A 21,085-nucleotide genomic window follows, 5' to 3' on the forward strand; every position below is an offset into this window, starting at 1 on the left:
CCGCTCGTTATCGTGACGCCAGTGAGACGACCAATGTGTTCTCTGTCTCGTCGCCAGCCTGGAGCAGCAGCAAGTGCTCGCGGTCAGCCGCCCAGTGAGCCCGCACCAGACGTCCGCCCTTCCATGATCGGATCGGCACCTCTTTTAGCACAGGCGGCTGTTCGTTTACTTCCGCTTCCGCGAGGGTGCCTTCCGGAGTGGTGAACGTCAGGCTGGACTCACTGTTCCAGGACGGCCAGCCGCCTCGACCGACGAGCGTAGTCCGACCGGAGCGCATTTCCATCACGAACACGCTGCCCTGTTTTGTAAAGGCAAGCAGGCGTCCGTCGGGCGACCACTCCGGTTGACTGCCTTCTGCCACCTTCCAATCCCGCATGGAAACGATGCTGCTTACCCATATCTCCTCCACGCCGTCGCTCGTGCGCGTATAGACAATGCTGTCGTCGGCCGGCGACCAATTGGGAGAACGAAACGCAGCCCCCTCTTCCTCCTTGATCAAACGGCTGCTGCCCGACTGCTTGTCGTCGGGCACGTCCACGATCCAGAGCCGGGACGTCTCTCCCTGCTGCTCCACCACGGCCAACTGGTCGGCCCGATTGCTCCAGGACAGGGACGTGAAATCGCCGTGATCGACCGGCAGTGACAGGTCCACTTTTTTATCCGGCTCATGCAGCGCATACGTGCGGATGGTTGAACCGCCCGTCACGTACGCGATCCGCGTACCGTCGGCATTCAGATCGACCCGCTCCTGATCGATCACCGCTTCCATGGCGAGCAGCGACGGCTGCCGAACCGACAGCACACCATGCGGCCAGAAGCCGTACCAGACAGCCAGCACGAGCAGGACCACCCCGCCTGCCAGGCTCCAGACCAGGCGGAACCTGTTTGGCCGGGACCCCACCAGGCTTTGCTGCCGCTCCTTGTCCAGTTCCTTGATCCGCTGCAACAGCTGTTTTTTCAACTCCGCTTTCAGCTGGTAGTTCACCGGCACGGACCGGCGAAGCTTTTGCAGATGGGCCAGCAGTTGGGCGACGGAATGATCTTCTGACCAGTCGGTGGGGATGTGCTTCTCGTCTCTCATTCGCCCTCTCCCCTTTCGTACATCTTCTGTAGCTGATGCAAAGCGCGATAGGAGATCATCTTTACGCTCGATTCCGTTTTGCCCAGCACTTCCGCCACCTGGCTGATTTTCAGATCGGCAAAATAACGCAGGGTCAGGACGTCACGCTGATCCTGCGTCAACTTGTCCAACCGGTCGCGCAGCAGGCGAATCTCTTCGTTGGTCAGCGCCTGCCGTTCCGGCTGCCATGTATCGTCCGGTTCACCGCCGAGCAGGTCGTCCTGATCGACTGGAAACTCCCGGTTTTTTCGCATGAAATCGACGTACGTATTGTGAGCGATGCGAAATATCCAGGAAGCAAACGGACTTGTTCTGCTGTATTGATCAAATTTTTCAAGCGCTTTTAAAAACACTGTCGTCGTCAAGTCGTCGGCATCCCACGGATTTTGCACGCGGCAGCGCAAATAGCGGTTGACGCGGTCAAAGTACTCGTCGTACAACTCGGTAAAATCGCGGGACTCGTAATACTCGGCCGAAGAGTCTGACGACGGGCGCGTCGAACGCTTCATCGCCATTGCCATCGTGATTTCCTCCACCCCGCCGTATCGGCCGGAAGCCCGATCGCCGTGTTCCAACGACGCGGGCACACTCCGACGCGGTCAGGTCTTCTCGTTTCAAACGCAAAAGCAAGCACCCCTTTCCGGTCAGCGCTTGCGGACGAGGAAAAAGCATCCGCGAATGCGGCCGTCCCGTGAACGGACCTCATACAGATGCTTTATTATCCAAATGAGTATTACGTATGGAGGCGGAAAAAAGTCACAAGGCTGGCAGAAAATTTTTTGAGGTGATGCAAAGCTGCCGTCTCAGGACCTAGAGTGCCCGGTCCAGTTCGGCGATGATGTCCTCTACCGCCTCTATGCCGACCGAAAGGCGAATCAGCCCCTGGGTGATGCCGGCTTCCCGCCGCTGCTCTTCCGACAATGCGCGGTGGGAGGTGGTGACGGGATGAGACACGCTTGTCTCCACACCCGCCAGAGACGGGGCCAGCTTGATCCAGTCGAGGGAGCGGAAGAAGTCGTACACCTTTTCTTCGTCCGCCAGGCAGAACGAGATCATCGCCCCTTGCTTATCGGTGTGAAAAAACGAAGTGGAAGCCGGGTCCGGATAATAGGTGTGCTTGACCGCCGGATGGTTCCGTAAAAACTGCGCCACTGCACTCGCGTTGTCGCACTGCCGCTCCATGCGCAGCGCCAACGTCTTCAGCCCGCGGGCGGTCAGCCACGCTTCAAACGGGCTGAGGGACGCGCCGTAGTTGACCACGATCTCCGCGGCCCTTTCCACCAGATCCTGCCGGCCGACCAGAACGCCCGCCGTGACGTCGCTGTGGCCGCCGATGTACTTCGTCGCGCTGTGCACCACCAGATCGGCTCCCAGTTGAATCGGCCGGACCAGATACGGAGTGGCAAACGTGTTGTCCACCATGACGGCGAGTCCGTACTGTTTTGCTTCGCGTATCCAATATGGCAGATCCGGCACCGACAGCAGCGGGTTGGTAATCGTCTCGGTGAAAAGGAGCTTGGTCTGCGGCCGGACATGGGCCGCCAGCGATTCCTTTCGGCTCAGGTCAATGCACTCCAGTTCGATCCCGAACCGGGACAGTTCCTTGTGCAGCAGCGCATAGGTTCCGCCGTACAGTTCATGGGAGGCGAGTACGTGGTCGCCCGGTCCCAGTACGGCGAGCAGGCCGGCCATGATTGCGCCCATCCCGGACGCGGCACTGACGCCTGCCTCCGCCTGTTCCAACCGGGCAACAGCCAATGCCAGTTCCGTTTGGTTCGGGTTGCCGTTGCGGGTGTACAGGTACTCTCCTTCTCCTGCGTAGTATCGCTCTACATCCTCCAGCCCAGAAAAGGCAAACACGGACGTTTGATAAATGGGGGTAGACTTGCTGGCCACCTGTTGAAGCGGCTTGTGGCCGATATGTACTGTTTTCGTCTCGAAGCGCTCGCCCACCAGAAATCCCTCCAGCGTCAACTTTTCTAACATTCTATCACGCGCCGGCCATTCCGACCACCCTATTGGCGTTCTCTTGCATGTTTGTGCTATAATCCTCTGCGTCCCCATATCAGGACAAGCAGGAAAGGAAGGTGCACAAGATGAAACGACTGTTTACCACCCTACTCGCATGTCTGACAGCAGCCGCATTGATTGCGGGATGTTCCGGCGGAAGCAGCGAAACGGCGCCCCCTCAACCGAAGCCGCCTGTCAAGGAAAATTCCAAGGAACCGGCACAGCCGCCGGGGCCGACGGGCGAGAAAAAGTACGCCACACCTCCGGCCATGCAAATTGACAAAAACAAAAAATACCAGGCGGTTATCTCCACGACGATGGGCGACATCACGGTGGAACTGTTTGCCAAAGACGCGCCCATAACGGTAAATAATTTCGTCTTTTTGGCAAAGGACAAGTTTTATGACGGTTTGACGTTCCACCGCGTGATCAAGGATTTCATGATCCAGACAGGCGATCCGCTGGGCAACGGAACCGGCGGTCCGGGCTACAATTTCGAAGACGAGCTGAACAACGGCCACGTCTACGAACCGGGCGTCGTCGCCATGGCCAACGCTGGTGCCAACACCAACGGCAGCCAGTTCTTCATCGGCTCCGGCGATGATGTGAAAAACCTGAAGCACACCCCGTACTACACCATCTTCGGCAAGGTAATCAGCGGCATGGACGTCGTGAAAAAAATTGAATCCGTCAAGGTGAAAAACAACCCGCTTACGGGCGAAGCGAGCATGCCTGCCGATCCGATCAAAATCAAAACGATTACCATTCAGGAAAAATAAGCGGAGCAAACGGCGCCAGTCTCTAGATCGGCGCCGTTTGCTTTTGACGCAGCCCGACTTTTCCGGTTCCGTCCGCTCGTGTTCACCCAATGCGCGCGGCGGTCCGGCTGAGCTGTTTTGGGGGGCATGGAATCCATTCCCTCTTGAACCACAGTTGTTTCACCGATAGACTTGCAAATGACCCGATTCGCTTTACGCGACCGCAAGCTAAGAGCGAAAAGGAGTGTGATGTCTTCGTGATGAAACGAGAGGCGCGAACGCGCTTTTTCTTCTTTTCCGGCAGCATTTTGCTGCTCTTGGTGTGCCTGCTGGTGACGCCGACCAGCGCAACGGCACCCCAGGCGAAAAAAACCGCGCCCGCCCAGAACGAGCCTCGGCCACATGGACCTATGGCACTGGCGACGGACGTCCCCAAAACTCTTGAACCCCGACAACAGGAGCGGCGCCCAGCGGTCCGGGCGAGTCGTGACGAGCGGCGCACGGCCACAAGAGCGCGTGTTCGGCTGACCGAACGTGAAATGGAACTGCTGGCCCGACTCGTTTACGCGGAAGGCCGGGGCGAACCCTACGAAGGCCAAGTGGCCATCGCGGCGGTCGTATTGAATCGTGTAAAATCGCCCCAATTTCCCAACACGGTGCGAGAGGTCATCTATCAACCCAACGCCTTTTCACCTGTAAATGACGGCCATCTAACGTATAAGACGAACGATACGGCGCGCAAGGCCGTCCGGGACGCCGTTAACGGCAAGGATCCATCTCGCGGGTCCCTCTACTTCTACAATCCGAAAACGGCGACGTCCGATTGGATTCGGACGAGACCGCTGACGGTGCGAATCGCCAACCACGTGTTTGCGCGCTGACCGCAGGCATGCACGTTATTAGATCACATTTAACATAACTTTATTTTTATTTTACCGTTTGTTTACAATTATTTGCTAATCTGTACCAGTACGCACTTTTTCAATCATTGAGAAAAGCACCGATGCTTTTGTCGTCATGCAAGTATCAATTGTGACCCCAACTCGTCATGATTACTGTGACGCACCTTGTTGCTGGCGGTGACGTTTGGCCTGATTGCCAACGGCGTCCGCCGCGCCCATCGGTTTTTTTCTCAATCGCCCCCTACCCTTGGGCACTCCTGCATTGGGAGTGCCATTTTTTTATCCGCCGCCTTTGCTCCATGGCCGAAACCCCTGTTTCCTGTTACAATGATAGGGATGAAAGGAGGGGGGCACCGTGCGCTTGTACAGTCAAATGACCCTTGCCGAACTGCAGGAAGAGATGGAACGGCTGCGCCTCGCGGCAGAAGAAAAGAAGCAGGCCGGTGACGAGTCACAGTACGCCGTCCTGCAGCAAAAATTTTTCCTGGCCAAATCGTATTACATCGGAACCGCAGAGTTTCGCGTCGGCGGTAGCTATCGAGTCTACGGCCACGACGAACCGTTTACGATCGAATACTTTAACGGCGTGTTTGCCTGGGGCAAATTTCCCGCTTCACCGGAGCCTGTCGGCTATCCCGTCGGCATGCTGGAGCCGTGGGTGTAGGCGACAGCAGCTGGGGAAGGTTGCGGCCGTTGTCCCTGTGATTGACGCTGACGCCACACAGCCGGCGCTTCGCTGCAGCCGGCTGTTTCATTGCACACCGTTTCAGAAGCGCCGCCCGTTCCTTCCATGGACGGCCCGGGTGCGGTGCTTGACTGTCAAATATTGTCCACACACTGCCCCGCATTGGATATAATAGGGGCAAAATAAAGAAAGCGAGTTTCGTCAACTATGGATGTCATCAATCTTGTTCTGCTCGCGCTTCTGGCGCTGGGCATTGTCGGCAACAATCCGGCCGTCTCCATTGCGGTGGCGATTTTGCTGCTCATCCGCCTGCTCCACCTGGAGCGAATGTTCCCTTTTCTGGAACAGTACGGCCTGCAGATTGGCATTGTCGTGTTAACGATCGGGGTGCTTTCGCCTCTGGCGAGCGGCAAGATCCGCCCTGATACGATTCTTTCCATCTTTACTCACTGGCAGTCCGTTCTCGCCGTCCTGATCGGCATTTTTGTCGCCTATCTGGGCGGGAAGGGGGCCAGCTTGATGACGCAAAATCCGCTGGTCGTCACCGGCATTTTGCTCGGCACGATCATTGGTGTCACCTTTTTCCGCGGCGTCCCGGTCGGACCGCTCATCGCGGCCGGCATGCTCGCCTTTCTCCTGCAATTTCTCCCAAAGTGAGCGGCGGTGTCAGCCCCACCGCTCCTTGACCTTCAGGCCGTAGGCGAGAATCTCCTGCGGCGTCACCAGCCGAAAGCCCTGTTGCTCACGGTAATCGATGACCAACTCCTCCGCTCCGACATAGGTCTCGGTCTCCTTGTCCACCAACAGGGTCATCCCCTCTACCTCCAGCACCCGATCGCCGCTCAGCGGTTCGTCCCAACACAGGCTGTATTCCACCGTCATGCCGCAGCCCCCTGTCAGTTCTCCGTTGATTCGCAGCGCCTGCTTTCGTTCGTTGGCCAGCGCAGTGAGAACAGAACGGGCTGCATCCGTCAAAGTTACACGCATGCATGGTCCTCCATTTCTTCCGTCTTGTCCGTTTTGGATGCATCTTCCTTCCCATCATAGCATAGAATAGTTGAAAGGCAGCAAGGAAAGGACGATTGCACATGCGCATATACGAACGAGACGGCATCTTCATCGCAGAAGCGGAATACCAATCGGAACTGGTCGTCATTTGCGGAAACTCGTGGGAAGAAGCCTGGGAGAGGCTGCAGATGAGGCTTCTCGTTCTAGAAATGATTGGATGACGGAAGGAGCGGGTCGCCAGAGACCTGCTTTTTTCACGCCCCAAGCCGTTGGATGACTTTTCACCGACACGTCCAAAGCCCTGTTCTCCTATGGGCCGCTTGGCGTATCACCTGCTGAAAAACCACTGCACAAGGAGCGCAACATCATGTCTTCCTTCATCACGCACGACATGTCGCTGGTCGCTGAGATTCGTCGGCGGACAGCGGCAGCCAACCGCAACAATGTGAGCCGCACGGCCGCCTACCTCGCATTCTATCGCGAGCACCCGGAAGTGCACTGGGCCCTGCTTGCCCACCTGGTCTCCCGCAACAGCGGCTGGAGCATGACCGATCTGTGCGGCGAATGGCTCCCCCGCCTGATCGACGAGCAGGACATCCGGTCGTTTTTCTGGTTTTTGGAGCGAAACAACTGGCTGATTTTTCACGACGCCTACGCCCAACTGCTGCTCTATGCGGAGATGAAGCGGACAGGAACCGACCTGACTCACCTCCTGCCCCACCTCGGTGTCTCCCGCTTCATGCAGCTAATGTGGCGCGAGTTTCTGGAAAAGAAGGACAGCGTGCGGCTCACCCGCGCCCTGATCGTCAACGAACAGCAGTACATTGAGCAGCGCGTGGTGCGCAAACCGTTCATCCGAGAGCAGGTCTTGGCCAACCTCACGGATCAGGTGCAGTCCGTGCTTTCGCTCAACCAGGTGTTGTTTCCCTACAAGGCCCATCCCGCCGACCGGCGGCTGAGCATCGTCGGCATCGCGACAAACCGTTTTCCCGCTGTCCGGCAGCGCATATCCACAGGCAAGACGCTGTACCGGCTCCTCTACGCCGATGACCAACGGCACGAGGCGATTGTCAGGTGGGCGGAGCGCATTCCGCATACGGGATCGCGTGCCGATTACTGGCCCCACCTGTTTTCTCCCAAACCTCACGACGAAATAGCGGCCCCCGTCTACGTGCCGCGCATCGACGGCACTGCGCTGCGGCCGGGCTGTCCCAAGCTGTACAGCCCAGTGCTGAGCGCTGTCTGGCCGGATGTGGAACACGCCCCGGCTGACGGCGTGGACTGGTATCGTGACGAGAAATGGCTGGAGGCGCTGGAAGACGAGGATGATCTGCCGACGATGGAGAGCGAGGCGTATCTGCGCTCGCTGCAGCTCGCCGAGAAAGGGTTGGAGAGGATTACGGCCATGAAATGACACGATGTGGAGGTGTCGGAAGCGTGAAATCATTGATCGAAAACCAGAAGGCGTATCTGCTGGGCTGCCAACTGTCGAGCGGCGCATTTCGGCTGGCCCCCAGGCGCGTCCAGATCAATCCGTACTTCACCAACCTGGCGCTGATCTCCCTGGTCCGGCTCGGCGAAGGGGAGGCAGTGCGAAAGTACGTGGATTGGTATCTGGACCACGTCAACGAACGCGGTTACATCAACGACTACCGGCTGGACGGCGAACGGGAAGTGGACACCGGCAATGCCGACAGCGAGGACAGCTATCACGCCACGCTTTTCAGTCTGCTTGTGGAATGGCTGCGGCTCACCGGCGACACAGACTGGCTGCGGCAGCGCCGGGATGAGTTGGCCAAAATGCTTCAGGCAGTGGGGCGGCTGCAGCAAAAAGACGGGTTGACCTGGGCAAAGCATTCGTATCGGGTCAAATATTTGATGGACAATTGCGAAGTGGCCGTCGGACTGGAAGATGCGGCCACCCTGTTTGCAGCTATCGGTGACGACGCGCTGGCGCAGGAAGCGCAGTATCGGGCGGAAGCCTGCCGCAGGGGAATTGCGGCGATGTACAGCCCGGCGCGGGCAGCCTACGCGATGTACGATCGCAAGTATCCCGGCTGGCGCAAGTGGTACCCGGACGTCACCTCCCAGGCGTTTCCGATCGTGTACGGACTGGCCCCCCCCGATGCAGCCAGCGGCCTGTACGAGCGCATTACGGCCGCCTTTCCCCACTACGACATCTTTCAGACCGGCGACCTGTACCCCTGGATGATCATGGGAGAATGCGCCAGACGGGTGGGCGACGTGCGCAGGGTGGAGCGCATGCTGCAGACTGCGGCTGAACTGTACATACGCGGTCCACGCCATCCCTACTGGCTCATCCACGAATCGGGCCGGTTTATCGAACTGATGCAGGCTGCCGGTGCATCCGCCGCCTAATCTCGACGGTTCGTCTGCCGCCTGACGCGGGGGTGAGTGCCATGCTGCACCACCAGGAACGGCACCAATTCACCCTTTTCCCAGAAAAAGGGAAGCGGACAGATTGGCACGGGCCCTTTGGCCGCGAAATCTTGCGCGAGCCGGGCCAGCAGCGTGGCCCCGGTCTCACCGTGCAGATCGGCCACGATCAACACGTCCTGATGGGGAACAGCCACGCCGAGGGCATCCCCTGTCTTGCTGCGTTCCATCTCCTCCAGCATGGATGTGAGCAGCACGCGGCTGGCTGCATACCCGTCGCGCGGACTGATAAAAAAAATGCGGTTGGGTCCCACCAGCTGTGTCTTGATGGGAACGGGCATACCCTGCAGATTGGCCATCGCATGTCGGTGCAGCTCCTCCTCCGACCAGCCCGCTTCCGCCAACGCCTCCCGTTCAATCAGGGTATACCCCTCACCGTGGTCCAAGGCGTACAGGATGGCCGTCTCCTCCGTGTGCGGACGAGACACCCAGGGCCCGGAATTCTCCCGGAGCAGCGAGGCATGCCGCAGGACTGGATAGATCCGACTTTCCCGTCCGGCCAAGGTGCGATCAGCCGTCTGCCCGCGAACGGCGGCGAGCACGCGGGAGACAAATGCGTATAGAGCCGTCCGCCGCTCATCCGGCTTGTCCTCTACGCGGCGATAAAGCGGCTCCAACGGGATCGCGGACACGATTGGCGAGCCGTCCGCTCGCCGCATGATGCTGAGGCTGTCCTCCTCCGCTTCGCAAAACAGCTCGTCCGGCAGTTCCCTGCCGATCAGTTCGACGACCCGCCGCTTCAGTGACTGGCGCACATTGTTTGTCATGATGATTCCCCCTCGTTTGTCATATCTCACTCCCACGGCGGCCGGTCGTCCGGATCGGCGGCGGGCGGCGCTGCCGAGCAGGAACGGCTGCGTTCCTCAATCTCGCTTATGACCTCATGCAGGCTTTTGGGCTTGGCAAATTCCACAGGTGATACGCCCCGTTCAAACTGCAGCGCATCTCCTTCCAGCAGCACCACGTACCGGCCGTTTGTCTTGGCGATGTGCAGATTGATCCCGTAGTCGGCCAACAGTGCCCGCACCTGCATGTGGTCCAGCTTGAATTTCAGCTCTGCTTCCGGCTGCCGCTCGGTGATGATCTGCGCGGCTTCCATCACCGTGTCGTGTTCCCATTTTTCGGCCAGTTCCCGCTTGGGGCTGGCGGCGATCAGCTCGATCTCCTCTTCTGCCCGCAGCCGCTCCTCCGTTTCTTCCGGATAGACGTATTCGATGTGCTGACGGGCCAGTGACAGCACTTCTTCCGAGACGAGCTGGGTCAGCGTTTGCGGATATTCAATGAAACGCATAAATTCTTCAAAGTACCGGGCATGGGAAAATTGATGGATCTTCACGTGATACGGATCGTTCATCCCCTGCTCGACCATGTGCGGGTACATCATCGACTTCATGTTTTTCGCGCTGATCGCCATGTTGACGTTGGCGATCAGGCTGTGTTCATCAGTGATGATGGCCGTTTTCTGTTCAAAGTCGCATTTGAGTATGAATACGTACCGGTCGTCCAGCGTTTCCAGCCGTGTGCGGACGACCAGGAGCACCCCGCCCCTCACCTGGGATGTGCGCAGATAGGACTGAACCAGCTCCTGACAAGGTTCCCTGCTCTCCCCCGGCGTCTCTGCGGCCAAGAGCCGCTGCAGCAGGGCGTAATTGGGGTTGGACTCCAGCGGATGTCCCTCCTCCAGCACAAAGCGGCCCAGCTTGGTTGGGCTGGCTTCGCTCTTCGGGTTCGGCTCCACCTTGCGCTTGGCAATCCGGGCAAATTCCCCGTCCAAGAACGGGCGCAGCTCGCTTTTCTGGTATTCATCCCCGGACAAGAACCGGCTCATCCGAACGTGCTTGGCGCCTCCCTCTCCTTCCGGTTGTTCGATCAAAAAAAACGTCAGCCAATCGATGACAAAATTCATCCGTTCTTCGCTCCTGTCCCATATCTGAACGACATGATTATAGCAAAGCCGGAAAAAACGGTCAGGCGTTTTTCCGAAAATGGTATCATGGAGACAGGAGGGACACTTCATGTGGAAACAGCTTTGCGCCTGGTGGAACCTCAACGTGCGCGACAGACCGTACAAGCCCGGCACGCTGGTCGGCAGCTACCGGATCGAAGAGGTGCTGGGCATGGGCAGCTACGGAATCGCCTACCGGGCCGTCCATCTCCCGTCCGGACGGGTTGTCGTGATCAAACAGGTGAAGCCCAGCCTGCGCCGCTCCCCCAAGGGAGAAGCGATGCAGCACTACGAACAGCGAGTGCTGGCCGCCCTCTCCCACCCGCAGATCCCGCGCTGGCTGGAGTCGTTTCGGCACGGGAACGATTCGTTTCTGGTGATGTCATACATCGCCGGGCCGACGCTGGAAGAGCTGCTGTTCGAAGAGGGGACCGCGCTCAGTGAGTGGGAAGCGGCCCGCTTGATGCGGCAGGTGGGTGAGCTGGTCGCCTATCTGCACGAAAAAAACGTCATTCATCGCGACATCCGCATCCCCAACGTGATCTGGCAGGAAGGCAGGCTCCATCTGATCGACTTTGGACTGGCCCGATTCCGGGGAGACCCGCCCACCTACATCGCCCAGGACCTGAGTGACTATCCGGAGGAAAAACAGTTGAAGCGGCAAGTGGAGCCGACAAGCGACCTGTATGCCCTCGGCCACTTTTTCCTGTTTTTGCTCTACTCCGGGTATCGCGCAGATGAGAACCAGCCGGAGCGCAGTTGGGAAGAAGAGTTGACGCTCACCCCGCAGATCCGGGAGATGATCCGCCGCCTGCTGCAAATCGACCCGGCATACGACAGTGTCGAGGAGTGGCTCGCTGATCTGGATGGGTATTTGAACGTGAAAAAAGAGCAGTCCAATCGATGAACAATACCGATTGCGTCTGCTCTTTTTTGCTTACTCGTGAATCGGCTGCTTCTTGGCCGCTTCCATCTGCCGTTTCAGTTCCCCCGCTTCCCGGCGCAGCGTTTGCCGCTCGCTTTTGGAGAGGCGCTCGCCGCCAACAGGGCCGTTTACCAGCAGAGCTTCTTCATCCAATCGATCTTTGCGCATGGAGACCTCCTGTGGGCATCAATAGGTATTCCTTTTCCTACTTTGTACGAAAGCGTCCTTTCTTATGTACGCGGCCGCTGTTCTTTTTGCGCAGCTCAGAGGGATCGACCAGCGCACCGTACGACATCGCTTTTTCCACGATGGACAAACCGGTCTGCTTGGCAAACTTGCGGACGATAAACAACTCCTGCGGCGTGACAATGGAAAAGACCAGACCCGCCCGTCCCATCCGGCCGGTACGGCCGCTGCGGTGGATGTAGGTATCCGCATCGGGAGCGGGATCGTAATGGACGATGCATTCCACGCCCGGAATGTCAAGACCGCGGGCCGCCACGTCCGTGGTAATCAGGACGGGAAACGCACCGTTGCGAAACTGCTGCAAAGTATGGGCCCGCTCCTCCTTGCTGGCGTCACGGTGCAGCAACCGGCACGGCAGGTGGTGATATGTGAGCTTGGCGGTGATCTCCTCCACCTTGTCGATCTGATTGACAAACACGATCGACGCGCGTGCGTTGACGAGACGCAGCAGCCGACGCAGCGTGTCCGCCTTTTTGCGGGGATCGCTGACCAGGTACATGTGCGCCACACCCGCCGTGTTCTCCGGCGCCGCCGATCGGATCACCACCGGTTCGGCGGCAAGCGCCGAGGCAAGCTGCACCACCTGTTCTGATAAGGTAGCGGAGAAAAACAGCCGCTGCGTGTCCCGCATCGTCCGTTTCAACACGTCCTGGACCGGCCGCGAAAACCCTTCGTCCAGAAGACGGTCAGCTTCATCCACCACCACTGCTTTGACGGTGTGCACCTTTACTTTCCGCTGCTCAATCAGCTCCAGCAGACGTCCCGGTGTGGCGGCAATCAGCGCCGGCCGTTTTTTCAGGCGCTCCACCTGCCGCTTCACATCGACGCCGCCGATGATCGGCACCACGGTTGCCCCTTTTTTTGCGAGCAGCGGCTCCGCCTCTCTGGCAATCTGCATTACCAATTCATGCGTCGGTGCCAGCACCAGCACCTGCAGCTCCTTGGTGTCCGCTTCCACTTTGTCGATCAGCGGCAGCAGATAGGCCAGCGTTTTCCCCGTTCCCGTCGGCGATTCCACCAGAGCGTTTCGGCCGCTCTGAATGACGGGAATGGCATCCTGCTGCACGGGTGTGGGCCGCTTCATGTTTCGTTCCTCAAGCGCTTCCAACAGCGGTGCGCTCAGCTTGAAATCAGCAAACGTGGTACTCACAACAATCCTCCTGGCAAGACATGATCATGGGTAAGCTTACCACAAATGACTGCCAAGCGAAACCGCCAATCAGGATGCCTCAACGCTTGATCCAACCCGTACGTCCACCTGATCCATCCGGCTGAAATCCGCCTGATGCCCTCAACGGTTGTTGGAATCGAGACGGGTTTCCCGTTTTTCCATTTTGTCGTGCCGATCTTTCTCGCTGTGCTGGTTGTGCGTCCCGGGCGGATTTTTCATGTACTCTTCCACCTGTTGTTGAAATTCCTTGTCATAACCGCGCATGCGCCTCACCTCCTGCAGTTAGTCTGTCCGCCAACGCTCCCGCTGTCCCCTGAAACTTTTTTCCCGTCCGATCGTCAAACTTATACGACAAAAATAAATATGAATGTAGGGAAGATTACGCATGACCACCTTGTCACGAACCTTGACGCGGAAGCGAAGGCAGCGGCGCAGCCGGCGGTGGAACTGGTTCTGGCGGTTGACGGCTGTCTGCACGTTCACGTTTTCCACCCTTGCCCTGGGAGGCGCGCTCTTTCTGTTTTGCACGGATACGGGCGATGAGCTGCGGGAATGGGCAGCCGGCACGCTGCTGACAACGCAGCACGACTACTGGGCACCGTACACGTTTTTGCCCGACGACAAACTGGAAGAACTAAAAAGACAGATTCGCAATCCTGTCGTCATTAATTCGGTGGCGGACACGAAGCAGCCGGGCGTCCGGCCGGTCGACATCCCCGCGCCGGAAAAGCCAAGGGAGCTGATCGAGATCGAGGAGATCGACGAAGCGCGCGGCAGTTATTATTTCAAAGGCAAGCTGATGTACATCAGCGATCCCAACCGCGTCCATCTGGTCGTCACCACGCGCAAAGACCGGGGCGATCTTCTCGACGAGTTCGCCAAGAAGTACAACGCCATCGGGATCGTCAACGCCAGCGGGTTTTACGACCCGGACGGCTACGGCAAGGGAACCAAAGCGTACGGCGTGGTGATCAAGGACGGCAAAATCCTGCAGGGGTACAACCCCAAGAGCGGGGAAACAGCCTTGGGCATCACTTACGACGGCAGGCTGGTGACCGGCAATTACTCCGCCCAGGAGTTGGTAAACATGGGCGTTCGGGACGCGATGAGTTTCCGGCCGCAGCTCATCGTCAACGGCAAAAACCTGTTTGCGGACAAGCCCGCCAAAAGCTGGGGGATACAGCCGCGCACCGCTGTCGGCCAAAAAGCGGACGGCACCATCGTGTTCCTGGTCATCGACGGACGGCAGCCCGGCCACTCCATCGGGGCCAGCATGAACGACGTCGCGGAAATCCTGGCAGCACGGGGCGTCGTCAATGCGATGGCCATGGACGGCGGGTCCAGCTCGATGATGCTGTACAACGGGGAAGCCATCACCAGGACATCCTGCCCGTACGAACGCGGCCGCTTTTTGCCCAATGCATGGGCCGTCTACTAAGACCAACCGTTGTCCGGTTTGACCCACGCCCCATCCGCCGCATTCCACCACGCCGCATGGTCAGTCTCACGCATCAAAAACAGGCAGCCCGCTTACAGAAGCGTCGGGCTGCCTGTTTTGCATCCACTCGATTCGCCTGGCGTCTAGATTTATTTCCAGGAAAACACTCATGATTTCCGCTTGTTTAGCGACTCCAGGTTTACTCGTTCAAAGAAGGTGGGCTTGTACCGGCTGGCGTAACTCTCTCCGGCGATGATCAGCTCGTCCAGCCGTATGCGCAATTCCTGCAGCGTAATGCCCTCCATCGCCGTGTTTAATATAACCGCGCGAGCCATTTGACGCAGGCGGTGCACATCGTGCTCCAACGCTTTGCCCAGCAGCTTCCCGCTGTGGACGATCTCCGAGCGGTGGTTGTAGGAGCGCTTGACAAACTGGGCCACCTGTTCCCGTTCGGCAAACGTATCCCCGAAGTAATAGGCCATGCGCAGCCGCAGCTTGTAGGTGATCTCTCCTTTTTTGCCGTCGGGCACAAACAGCGATTCCAGCGCAATCCACAAGTCCAGCAGTTGATCCTCCAGATTTTTCTTCTCCAGGGAGAGGGCGTAGCGGCGAACGGCCAGTTGAGGCAAAGACGGCTTGTCCCAGATGAGGGACTGAAAAATTTCTTCGGTCCGCTCGTCGAAGATAAATTTCTTCCCGTCATTGGACCGCTTCAAATAGGTGATCCCAAACACCGGCGGCTGGGCCGTGATGATGTACGGGATGGAGCAGATGCCGTCCAATGCCGCCAGGTTCAGCTTTTGTTCAATTTCTTCGATCCAGGCTTGGTCCTGCCTTACCTTCAAATCAGGGTATTCGGCAAACAAAAACAGGCTGTCCGCCCTTACTTTGCGGTCAAACAGCAGACGGCTCTCGTCCATTTGATTTTTAAGAAAACGGGAGGCCAGCTTGTACAGTTTTTCCTCTCCCGACAGCAGCAGAAACGACTGAGGCAATTCAATCCGAACCGGTCTGAGCGTCGTTGAGTTAAAGACCGGGGCAATCAGATACGGCATGGGCGTCTCTCCTTTCCGGCTCTTTACAGGTGCGTCCGGCCGACGGGCAGTCTTGGTTCAGCCCAAAAAGATTACATAATAAATGTTATGTCATCTACTCTGCAGTCTGCAACATGCTTCCTTATAGAATACCAGCAATTCCTATGGTTCGTCATCCTGCTTGTCCGGCATGCTATACAAAAAGGAGTTGATATGATGATGGACAAGGATCGCGTACGCGAAGAAAATCCCCATCAAATGTACAACAACACCTACCAACCCATGGAACAGACCGGCGAGCCGATGCCCGGCTCCAAAAAGGTAAAGCAGGCGAATCACTCGCGCCAGGTAAAGACGAGGGAAGGCTGATCCGCTGAGCCTTCCTGTTTTTTACAATCAAATGATTGAATTGTCCCACAAGGATGAACTATCATGAATACAGTATCCTTGGATGGAGGTCAACCAATCATGATTCTCATTCCGCTTTCGGGCGGCAGCCCACTTCCGCACAAAATCAGCTACAGTGTTTCTCCCTTGTACGAGTTGGCGGCAAGCCTCCACGCACTGGCTCAGGAAACGCCCGACCCGCGTCTGGCCGACTGGGCCGCGGACGTACTGGCCGGCTTTCGTGCCGCCCGCATCTCATCAGACTGGGAATACTTCCGTCCGATGTTTACCCGCGCCATTCCCGACTCGTTTGATCCTGTGCAAACGCGAGGCGTGATGGCCGTTGACGATCAATACAATTACTTCTTCACGCTGTCCGAAGAAGCGTTTGTGGACAACCTGCGGCCGATGCTGGACGCATGGGAGACTCGCTGTGAGGATGTTCCGCTGGCAGCTGACCTTCGGGAAGACCCTGCGTTTGTTAAAGGGCGCTTCAATCTGTTTCTCTCCACCTACTGGCAGCTTTTTTTCGCCTCGCAGTGGGAGGCGTTGGCGCCCCGGTTTGTACGGGAAGCGGAACGCATCCATCTGTCGCTGCGGTCACTGGATGAGATCACGTCCTATTTGCGGATAATCGATCCCCGCTTCCGCTATGACGACGAGCAGGAACAGCTCGTATGGGAAAACGGAGATCCCGGCGCTCAACCCGTCCAGCAGTTGGTCCTCTCCCCCAGCCATTTTTACACTGCCGCTGCTTCTCTCATTAAAAAAGGGGAAACTGCTCACCTGCTTTATCGTTTTGAACAATGAAAAACGCCCTGTTAAGGGCGTTTTGCGTATTGCAGCATGTGCGCAACGATTAACCGATCCAGTTGTTGACTCATCCTCACAATTTTAGGGTCGTTAAAATTGTAACCGGCATCTTTGGCTGCGCGTTCCAGTTGCTGCCGCAGATCATCAATCTTCTTCTGCGTAATTTTCATGCTGCCAGACCCCCACCGACTCAGTCAACCACTATTTTACATTAATTGATAATGCATGGAAAGAGGAGAATGCCAGCGAGAACGCATCAAAAAAAGGAAGCCCCGCATCTGTTGCTGATGCAGGGCATGTTGTGCGTTTACTTGTTCAGCACGTGAATCGGATGGCCGAGAGCCAGTTCCGCAGCTTCCATCGTCACTTCGCCCAGGGTCGGGTGAGCGTGAATGGTGAGCTCGATGTCTTCCAGCGTCGCTCCCATCTCGATGGCCAGACCAATTTCGGCGATAATGTTGGACGCCTCCGGTCCGACAATCTGGGCGCCCAGCACCAGGTTGGTGCCTTTTTCGGCGATCAGTTTCACGAAGCCTTCACCGGCATTGACAGACAGCGCGCGGCCGTTCGCGGCAAACGGGAAGCGGCCCGCCACGTAGTCGATGCCCTGTTCTTTGGCTTCTCTTTCGCTGATCCCGACGCTGGCGATCTCCGGATCGGAGAAAACGACAGCGGGGATGGCCTTGTAGTCCACTTCGGACGGAAGACCGGCGATTGCTTCCGCCGCTACTTTGCCCTCGTAGGACGCCTTGTGGGCCAGAGCCGGACCGGCAACGATGTCCCCGATCGCGTAGACGTTGGGGATGTTGGTGCGGCCCTGTTTGTCCACCACAATGTAGCCGCGATCGGTCAGGTTCATGCCGATGTCGCGTACGCCCAGTTCGTCCGTGTTGGGACGGCGGCCGACGGTTACCAGCACGTATTCTGCATCAAACTGCTTCTGCTCTCCTTTTACTTCCGCAGTGACGACCACGCCGTCTTCCTTTTCCTCCATGCCTTGGGCGAGCGCTTTGACATTGATGTCCACGCCCAGCTTTTTCAGCTTGCGTTCTACCAGGCGGGTCATCTCCGGCTCGAATCCCGGCAGGATTTGGTCAGAGCCTTCCAAAATGGTTACCTTGGTGCCAAACTTGGCAAAGACGGTACCCAGCTCAATTCCGATGTAGCCGCCGCCGATTACGACCAGGCTCTTCGGAATTTCCGTCAGAGACAGGGCTTCCGTCGAGGAGAGCACGCGCTTGCCAAACGGGAACGCCGGCAGTTCGATCGGACGGGACCCCGTCGCGATGATGCAGTGGTTAAAACGGTAGCGGTTCACGTCGTAACCGTGGAAGACCCGTACTTCGTTTTCGTTGACAAACAGCGCTTCGCCGGGGATTACCTGAATCTTGTTGCCCTTGAACAGCGAAGCAACGCCGCCGGTCAACTGCTTGACGATGCCGTTTTTCCATTCCTGGACTTTGGCGAAGTCCACTTTTACGTTTTCCATGGTAATGCCCATGTTCGCCGTGTGCTGAGCATGCTCATACGTGTGAGCGGCGTGAATCATTGCTTTGGACGGAATGCAGCCGACATTGAGGCACACACCGCCCAGGTCTGCTTTCTCCACCACGGCGACGGATTTGCCCAGTTGGGCGGCGCGAATGGCCGCCACATAACCGCCCGGACCGGCGCCGATGACGAGAACGTCAACTTCTGTGGTAAATTCCCCTACTACCATTGTTGTTATCCCTCCATGACGAGCAGCGTCGGATTCTCCAGGAGCTGCTTCACGTAGTTGACGAAACGCTGCGCCGGTTCGCCGTCAATCAGGCGGTGGTCAAAGCTGAGCGACAGGGACAGCACTTGTCCGACCACGATTTCGCCGTTTTTCACTACCGGTTTTTCGCTGATGCGGCCTACACCGAGAATGGCAACTTCCGGGTAGTTGATGATCGGCGTGAAGAACATGCCGCCAGCGGAACCGATATTGGTGATGCTGAAGGTGGAGCCTTTCAGCTCGTCTGCCGTCGCCTTGCGTTCGCGCGATTTCTTCGCCAGTTCACTGATTTCGCCGGCGATTTCAAAGATGGATTTGCGGTCTGCCGCTTTGACAACCGGCACCAACAGACCGTCGTCGGTGGAAGTGGCAATGCCGATGTTATAGTACTTTTTGTAGACGATCTCTTGTTTTTCTTCGTCGATGGAAGCGTTCAGTTCCGGGAACTTTTTCAGTCCGGCCACGACCGCCTTGACGATGAACGGCAGATAGGTCAGTTTTACACCGCGCTCCTCTGCCAGCGGTTTGGCTTCCTTGCGCATGGCCACCAGCTCGGTGACATCCACTTCGTCGAAAATGGTAACGTGCGGAGCGGTGTACGCCGATTTGACCATTGCTTTGGCGATGGCTTTGCGAATGCCTTTGAGCGGAACGCGCTCCTCCACTTCGCCTGCTTGTGCAGTGTAGTGTACGGTCGGTGCAGCAGCCGCTTGCTGTACGCCGGTCGGCGCTTGATCTGCAGGTGCAGCCGCTTCAGCCTGCGCTTGGGCAGCTTGAGCTTGTGCGGGTGCCGCGCCGCCTGCGAGGAAGCGGTCTACGTCTTCGCGCGTGATGCGGCCCAATTTGCCGGTGCCTGGCACCAGTGCGAGCTGAACGCCTTTTTCCCGCGCGTATTTGCGCACGGACGGCGTTGCCAGCACGTGTTTGCGGTCTACAGGTGCTGCTGCTGCAGTCGCCTGCGCCATCGGCGTGTCGATCGGCTGGTTGGCGTTGGCGCTTACTTGGGAGCCAATGTCGCAGCCCGGTTCCATCTTGTCTTCTTTTGCGGGCTCGGCCGCAGCCGGAGCTTCTCCATGACCGTGATCCGGCAGGTTGGGCAGTTCGCCTTCGACTTCAAATTCGATCAGCGGATCGCCGACGACGGAAACGGTGCCCTCGGTCACTTTCAGTTCCAGCACTTTCCCTTTGACCGGAGACGGTACTTCCACGACCGCCTTGTCATTTTGCACTTCCATGATTACTTGGTCTTCTTCAACGGTATCCCCCGGCTTCACGTGCCATTTGACGATTTCGCCTTCATGGATGCCCTCGCCAAGCTCCGGGAGTCTGAATGTAAAACGACTCACGTTATCTCCTCCTTAAAATAAACGCTCCGACGTAATCGCTCACAGGTGTGCCTAAAGAAGGCGGAAAGCTGATCTTTCCGCCGCATGTGCAGTTCAATCGTTAAAAGTCGAGAACTTGCGTCAGGCCGTCCACGACGCGTTTTACATCAGGCAGCCAGATGTCTTCTGCCTGCGCGAACGGGTATACCGTATCCGGCGCGGCCACGCGAAGCACCGGCGCTTCCAGGTGCAGGATGGCGCGTTCGTTGATTTGAGCGATGATTTCGGCAGCTACGCCGGAAGTTTTTTGCGCTTCCTGCACGACGATGGCACGGTTGGTCTTTTTCACCGATTCCACGATCGTGTCGATGTCGATCGGATTGATGGTGCGCAGGTCGATCACTTCCACTTTCGCGCCGCGCGCCTTCTCGATCTCTTCCGCCGCTTTCAGGCTGGTATGAACCATGGCGCCATAGGTGATGATGGTAACGTCGCTGCCTTCCTTCACCACATTGGCCTTGCCCAGCGGGATGGTGTACTCGCCCTCCGGCACCTCCTGACGGAAGGAGCGGTACAGTTTCATGTGCTCCAGGAACACGACCGGATCGTTGTCGCGGATCGCGGAGATCAACAGCCCTTTTGCATCGTACGGGTTGGACGGGATGACCACTTTCACGCCAGGCGTCTGCAGAATCAGGCCTTCCAGCGAGTCAGCGTGCAGCTCCGGAGTTTTCACGCCGCCGCCAAACGGGGAGCGGAACGTGATCGGGCTGTGGAAGCGCCCGCCGGAACGGTAGCGCATCCGGGAAGCCTGGGACGCGATCGCGTCAAAGGTTTCAAACACAAAACCAAAGAACTGGATTTCCGCAACCGGACGGAAGCCGTTGACGGACAGACCCACGGCCAGACCGCCGATACCGGACTCTGCCAGCGGCGTGTCAAACACGCGATGTTCACCGAACTCAGCTTGCAGACCTTCTGTCGCGCGGAAGACCCCACCGTTTTTCCCTACGTCTTCCCCGAAGACGAGAACGGTTTCGTCGCGCTTCAGTTCACAGCGCAATGCATCCGTGATGGCTTGAATCATAGTCATTTGTGCCAT

Annotated in this window: 25 protein-coding genes; 11 read left to right on the forward strand and 14 right to left on the reverse strand. The window is 57.8% G+C overall.

The genetic code is table 11. The annotated features are described in order from the left end of the window. Nucleotides 1–7: 7 nt before the first annotated feature. From KDN35_RS08275 to KDN35_RS08285, 3 genes are all read right to left on the reverse strand, one after another. Nucleotides 8–1,081 (reverse strand): PD40 domain-containing protein, encoded by a 1,074-nt coding sequence (locus KDN35_RS08275; RefSeq protein WP_171566736.1) that lies wholly within the window; start codon nucleotides 1,079–1,081, stop codon nucleotides 8–10. Further along, nucleotides 1,078–1,641 (reverse strand): RNA polymerase sigma factor, encoded by a 564-nt coding sequence (locus KDN35_RS08280; protein WP_171566778.1) that lies wholly within the window; start codon nucleotides 1,639–1,641, stop codon nucleotides 1,078–1,080. The genes KDN35_RS08275 and KDN35_RS08280 overlap by 4 nt, the downstream gene beginning before the upstream one ends. A gap of 289 nt (nucleotides 1,642–1,930) precedes the next feature. Next, nucleotides 1,931–3,106 (reverse strand): trans-sulfuration enzyme family protein, encoded by a 1,176-nt coding sequence (locus tag KDN35_RS08285; RefSeq protein WP_171566735.1) that lies wholly within the window; start codon nucleotides 3,104–3,106, stop codon nucleotides 1,931–1,933. Between the two features lie 110 nt (nucleotides 3,107–3,216). Here KDN35_RS08285 and KDN35_RS08290 point away from each other — a divergent pair, with 110 nt between their 5' ends. The 4 genes from KDN35_RS08290 (at nucleotide 3,217) to KDN35_RS08305 (ending at nucleotide 6,132) form a co-directional block, all read left to right on the forward strand. Beyond that, nucleotides 3,217–3,909 carry a peptidylprolyl isomerase gene (locus tag KDN35_RS08290; protein WP_171566734.1) on the forward strand — a complete coding sequence of 231 codons (693 nt, stop codon included), beginning with the start codon at nucleotides 3,217–3,219 and terminating at the stop codon, nucleotides 3,907–3,909. A gap of 236 nt (nucleotides 3,910–4,145) precedes the next feature. Next, entirely contained in the window at nucleotides 4,146–4,769 is a 624-nt protein-coding gene (locus tag KDN35_RS08295; protein WP_171566733.1) for a cell wall hydrolase, read from the forward strand. Nucleotides 4,770–5,145: 376 nt separating this feature from the next. Next, nucleotides 5,146–5,454, forward strand: coding sequence for a DUF1811 family protein (locus KDN35_RS08300; RefSeq protein ID WP_171566732.1), 309 nt, complete (start codon nucleotides 5,146–5,148; stop codon nucleotides 5,452–5,454). 228 nt (nucleotides 5,455–5,682) lie between these two features. After that, nucleotides 5,683–6,132: a DUF441 domain-containing protein gene (locus KDN35_RS08305; protein ID WP_171566731.1), complete on the forward strand. Its 450-nt coding sequence runs from the start codon at nucleotides 5,683–5,685 to the stop codon at nucleotides 6,130–6,132. Between the two features lie 9 nt (nucleotides 6,133–6,141). Here the strand turns inward: KDN35_RS08305 and KDN35_RS08310 are convergent, their stop codons facing one another. Then, nucleotides 6,142–6,462, reverse strand: coding sequence for an iron-sulfur cluster biosynthesis family protein (locus KDN35_RS08310; RefSeq protein WP_171566730.1), 321 nt, complete (start codon nucleotides 6,460–6,462; stop codon nucleotides 6,142–6,144). Nucleotides 6,463–6,563: 101 nt separating this feature from the next. On the opposite strand from KDN35_RS08310, the gene KDN35_RS08315 reads away from it, so the two are divergent. The 3 genes from KDN35_RS08315 to KDN35_RS08325 all read left to right on the forward strand — a co-directional run bounded on the left by KDN35_RS08315 (nucleotide 6,564) and on the right by KDN35_RS08325 (nucleotide 8,862). Beyond that, on the forward strand, nucleotides 6,564–6,704 hold the full coding sequence (locus KDN35_RS08315) for a hypothetical protein (protein ID WP_171566729.1): 141 nt from the start codon (nucleotides 6,564–6,566) through the stop codon (nucleotides 6,702–6,704). 146 nt (nucleotides 6,705–6,850) lie between these two features. Then, the gene (locus tag KDN35_RS08320; RefSeq protein WP_212132529.1) at nucleotides 6,851–7,897 is read left to right on the forward strand and encodes a DUF2515 family protein; all 1,047 of its coding nucleotides are present in this window, start codon (nucleotides 6,851–6,853) and stop codon (nucleotides 7,895–7,897) included. 23 nt (nucleotides 7,898–7,920) lie between these two features. Continuing rightward, nucleotides 7,921–8,862 (forward strand): hypothetical protein, encoded by a 942-nt coding sequence (locus tag KDN35_RS08325; protein ID WP_349290964.1) that lies wholly within the window; start codon nucleotides 7,921–7,923, stop codon nucleotides 8,860–8,862. On the opposite strand, the gene KDN35_RS08330 is transcribed toward KDN35_RS08325, so the two are convergent. After that, nucleotides 8,859–9,707: a DUF1444 family protein gene (locus KDN35_RS08330; RefSeq protein ID WP_212132531.1), complete on the reverse strand. Its 849-nt coding sequence runs from the start codon at nucleotides 9,705–9,707 to the stop codon at nucleotides 8,859–8,861. The genes KDN35_RS08325 and KDN35_RS08330 overlap by 4 nt on opposite strands. A gap of 26 nt (nucleotides 9,708–9,733) precedes the next feature. Further along, complete coding sequence (locus KDN35_RS08335) at nucleotides 9,734–10,846, reverse strand: DUF3900 domain-containing protein (RefSeq protein ID WP_171566725.1); 1,113 nt, start codon at nucleotides 10,844–10,846, stop codon at nucleotides 9,734–9,736. Between the two features lie 109 nt (nucleotides 10,847–10,955). Between KDN35_RS08335 and KDN35_RS08340 the strand changes: the two genes are divergently transcribed. After that, complete coding sequence (locus KDN35_RS08340) at nucleotides 10,956–11,792, forward strand: serine/threonine protein kinase (protein ID WP_171566724.1); 837 nt, start codon at nucleotides 10,956–10,958, stop codon at nucleotides 11,790–11,792. 30 nt (nucleotides 11,793–11,822) lie between these two features. On the opposite strand, the gene KDN35_RS08345 is transcribed toward KDN35_RS08340, so the two are convergent. The 3 genes from KDN35_RS08345 to KDN35_RS08355 form a co-directional block, all read right to left on the reverse strand. Next, nucleotides 11,823–11,978 (reverse strand): hypothetical protein, encoded by a 156-nt coding sequence (locus KDN35_RS08345; RefSeq protein WP_212132532.1) that lies wholly within the window; start codon nucleotides 11,976–11,978, stop codon nucleotides 11,823–11,825. 37 nt (nucleotides 11,979–12,015) lie between these two features. Next, nucleotides 12,016–13,206 carry a DEAD/DEAH box helicase gene (locus KDN35_RS08350; RefSeq protein WP_171566722.1) on the reverse strand — a complete coding sequence of 397 codons (1,191 nt, stop codon included), beginning with the start codon at nucleotides 13,204–13,206 and terminating at the stop codon, nucleotides 12,016–12,018. 141 nt (nucleotides 13,207–13,347) lie between these two features. Continuing rightward, nucleotides 13,348–13,491 (reverse strand): hypothetical protein, encoded by a 144-nt coding sequence (locus KDN35_RS08355; protein WP_171566721.1) that lies wholly within the window; start codon nucleotides 13,489–13,491, stop codon nucleotides 13,348–13,350. 121 nt (nucleotides 13,492–13,612) lie between these two features. Between KDN35_RS08355 and KDN35_RS08360 the strand changes: the two genes are divergently transcribed. After that, complete coding sequence (locus KDN35_RS08360; RefSeq protein ID WP_171566720.1) at nucleotides 13,613–14,665, forward strand: phosphodiester glycosidase family protein; 1,053 nt, start codon at nucleotides 13,613–13,615, stop codon at nucleotides 14,663–14,665. Between the two features lie 167 nt (nucleotides 14,666–14,832). Here the strand turns inward: KDN35_RS08360 and KDN35_RS08365 are convergent, their stop codons facing one another. Continuing rightward, complete coding sequence (locus tag KDN35_RS08365; protein ID WP_171566719.1) at nucleotides 14,833–15,720, reverse strand: HEPN domain-containing protein; 888 nt, start codon at nucleotides 15,718–15,720, stop codon at nucleotides 14,833–14,835. Nucleotides 15,721–15,915: 195 nt separating this feature from the next. Between KDN35_RS08365 and KDN35_RS08370 the strand changes: the two genes are divergently transcribed. Both KDN35_RS08370 and KDN35_RS08375 read left to right on the forward strand, forming a co-directional pair. Continuing rightward, a complete protein-coding gene (locus KDN35_RS08370) occupies nucleotides 15,916–16,068 on the forward strand; it encodes a small acid-soluble spore protein P (RefSeq protein WP_230076979.1) in 153 nt (50 codons plus the stop codon). A gap of 63 nt (nucleotides 16,069–16,131) precedes the next feature. Further along, nucleotides 16,132–16,896, forward strand: coding sequence for a DUF5937 family protein (locus tag KDN35_RS08375; protein WP_249178992.1), 765 nt, complete (start codon nucleotides 16,132–16,134; stop codon nucleotides 16,894–16,896). Nucleotides 16,897–16,907: 11 nt separating this feature from the next. On the opposite strand, the gene KDN35_RS08380 is transcribed toward KDN35_RS08375, so the two are convergent. The 4 genes from KDN35_RS08380 to KDN35_RS08395 all read right to left on the reverse strand — a co-directional run bounded on the left by KDN35_RS08380 (nucleotide 16,908) and on the right by KDN35_RS08395 (nucleotide 21,085). After that, nucleotides 16,908–17,069 carry an aspartyl-phosphate phosphatase Spo0E family protein gene (locus KDN35_RS08380; RefSeq protein WP_171566718.1) on the reverse strand — a complete coding sequence of 54 codons (162 nt, stop codon included), beginning with the start codon at nucleotides 17,067–17,069 and terminating at the stop codon, nucleotides 16,908–16,910. 137 nt (nucleotides 17,070–17,206) lie between these two features. After that, a complete protein-coding gene (gene lpdA, locus KDN35_RS08385; protein WP_212132533.1) occupies nucleotides 17,207–18,619 on the reverse strand; it encodes a dihydrolipoyl dehydrogenase in 1,413 nt (470 codons plus the stop codon). Between the two features lie 5 nt (nucleotides 18,620–18,624). Then, a complete protein-coding gene (locus tag KDN35_RS08390; protein WP_171566716.1) occupies nucleotides 18,625–20,004 on the reverse strand; it encodes a dihydrolipoamide acetyltransferase family protein in 1,380 nt (459 codons plus the stop codon). 100 nt (nucleotides 20,005–20,104) lie between these two features. After that, entirely contained in the window at nucleotides 20,105–21,085 is a 981-nt protein-coding gene (locus tag KDN35_RS08395; protein WP_171566715.1) for an alpha-ketoacid dehydrogenase subunit beta, read from the reverse strand.

This window comes from Brevibacillus sp. NL20B1, from assembly GCF_018195675.1.
GTDB lineage: Bacteria > Bacillota > Bacilli > Brevibacillales > Brevibacillaceae > Brevibacillus > Brevibacillus aydinogluensis.

What these genes read in the sequence shown, in the direction of transcription:
- KDN35_RS08275 (WP_171566736.1), bottom strand. Translation starts at nt 1,081, where the DNA reads ATGAGAGACGAGAAGCACATCCCCACCGACTGGTCAGAAGATCATTCC.
- KDN35_RS08280 (WP_171566778.1), bottom strand. Translation starts at nt 1,641, where the DNA reads ATGGCAATGGCGATGAAGCGTTCGACGCGCCCGTCGTCAGACTCTTCG.
- KDN35_RS08285 (WP_171566735.1), bottom strand. Translation starts at nt 3,106, where the DNA reads ATGTTAGAAAAGTTGACGCTGGAGGGATTTCTGGTGGGCGAGCGCTTC.
- KDN35_RS08290 (WP_171566734.1), top strand. Translation starts at nt 3,217, where the DNA reads ATGAAACGACTGTTTACCACCCTACTCGCATGTCTGACAGCAGCCGCA.
- KDN35_RS08305 (WP_171566731.1), top strand. Translation starts at nt 5,683, where the DNA reads ATGGATGTCATCAATCTTGTTCTGCTCGCGCTTCTGGCGCTGGGCATT.
- KDN35_RS08310 (WP_171566730.1), bottom strand. Translation starts at nt 6,462, where the DNA reads ATGCGTGTAACTTTGACGGATGCAGCCCGTTCTGTTCTCACTGCGCTG.
- KDN35_RS08315 (WP_171566729.1), top strand. Translation starts at nt 6,564, where the DNA reads ATGCGCATATACGAACGAGACGGCATCTTCATCGCAGAAGCGGAATAC.
- KDN35_RS08320 (WP_212132529.1), top strand. Translation starts at nt 6,851, where the DNA reads ATGTCTTCCTTCATCACGCACGACATGTCGCTGGTCGCTGAGATTCGT.
- KDN35_RS08330 (WP_212132531.1), bottom strand. Translation starts at nt 9,707, where the DNA reads ATGACAAACAATGTGCGCCAGTCACTGAAGCGGCGGGTCGTCGAACTG.
- KDN35_RS08335 (WP_171566725.1), bottom strand. Translation starts at nt 10,846, where the DNA reads ATGAATTTTGTCATCGATTGGCTGACGTTTTTTTTGATCGAACAACCG.
- KDN35_RS08340 (WP_171566724.1), top strand. Translation starts at nt 10,956, where the DNA reads ATGTGGAAACAGCTTTGCGCCTGGTGGAACCTCAACGTGCGCGACAGA.
- KDN35_RS08345 (WP_212132532.1), bottom strand. Translation starts at nt 11,978, where the DNA reads ATGCGCAAAGATCGATTGGATGAAGAAGCTCTGCTGGTAAACGGCCCT.
- KDN35_RS08355 (WP_171566721.1), bottom strand. Translation starts at nt 13,491, where the DNA reads ATGCGCGGTTATGACAAGGAATTTCAACAACAGGTGGAAGAGTACATG.
- KDN35_RS08360 (WP_171566720.1), top strand. Translation starts at nt 13,613, where the DNA reads ATGACCACCTTGTCACGAACCTTGACGCGGAAGCGAAGGCAGCGGCGC.
- KDN35_RS08365 (WP_171566719.1), bottom strand. Translation starts at nt 15,720, where the DNA reads ATGCCGTATCTGATTGCCCCGGTCTTTAACTCAACGACGCTCAGACCG.
- KDN35_RS08370 (WP_230076979.1), top strand. Translation starts at nt 15,916, where the DNA reads ATGATGGACAAGGATCGCGTACGCGAAGAAAATCCCCATCAAATGTAC.
- KDN35_RS08375 (WP_249178992.1), top strand. Translation starts at nt 16,132, where the DNA reads ATGAATACAGTATCCTTGGATGGAGGTCAACCAATCATGATTCTCATT.
- KDN35_RS08380 (WP_171566718.1), bottom strand. Translation starts at nt 17,069, where the DNA reads ATGAAAATTACGCAGAAGAAGATTGATGATCTGCGGCAGCAACTGGAA.
- lpdA (WP_212132533.1), bottom strand. Translation starts at nt 18,619, where the DNA reads ATGGTAGTAGGGGAATTTACCACAGAAGTTGACGTTCTCGTCATCGGC.
- KDN35_RS08395 (WP_171566715.1), bottom strand. Translation starts at nt 21,085, where the DNA reads ATGGCACAAATGACTATGATTCAAGCCATCACGGATGCATTGCGCTGT.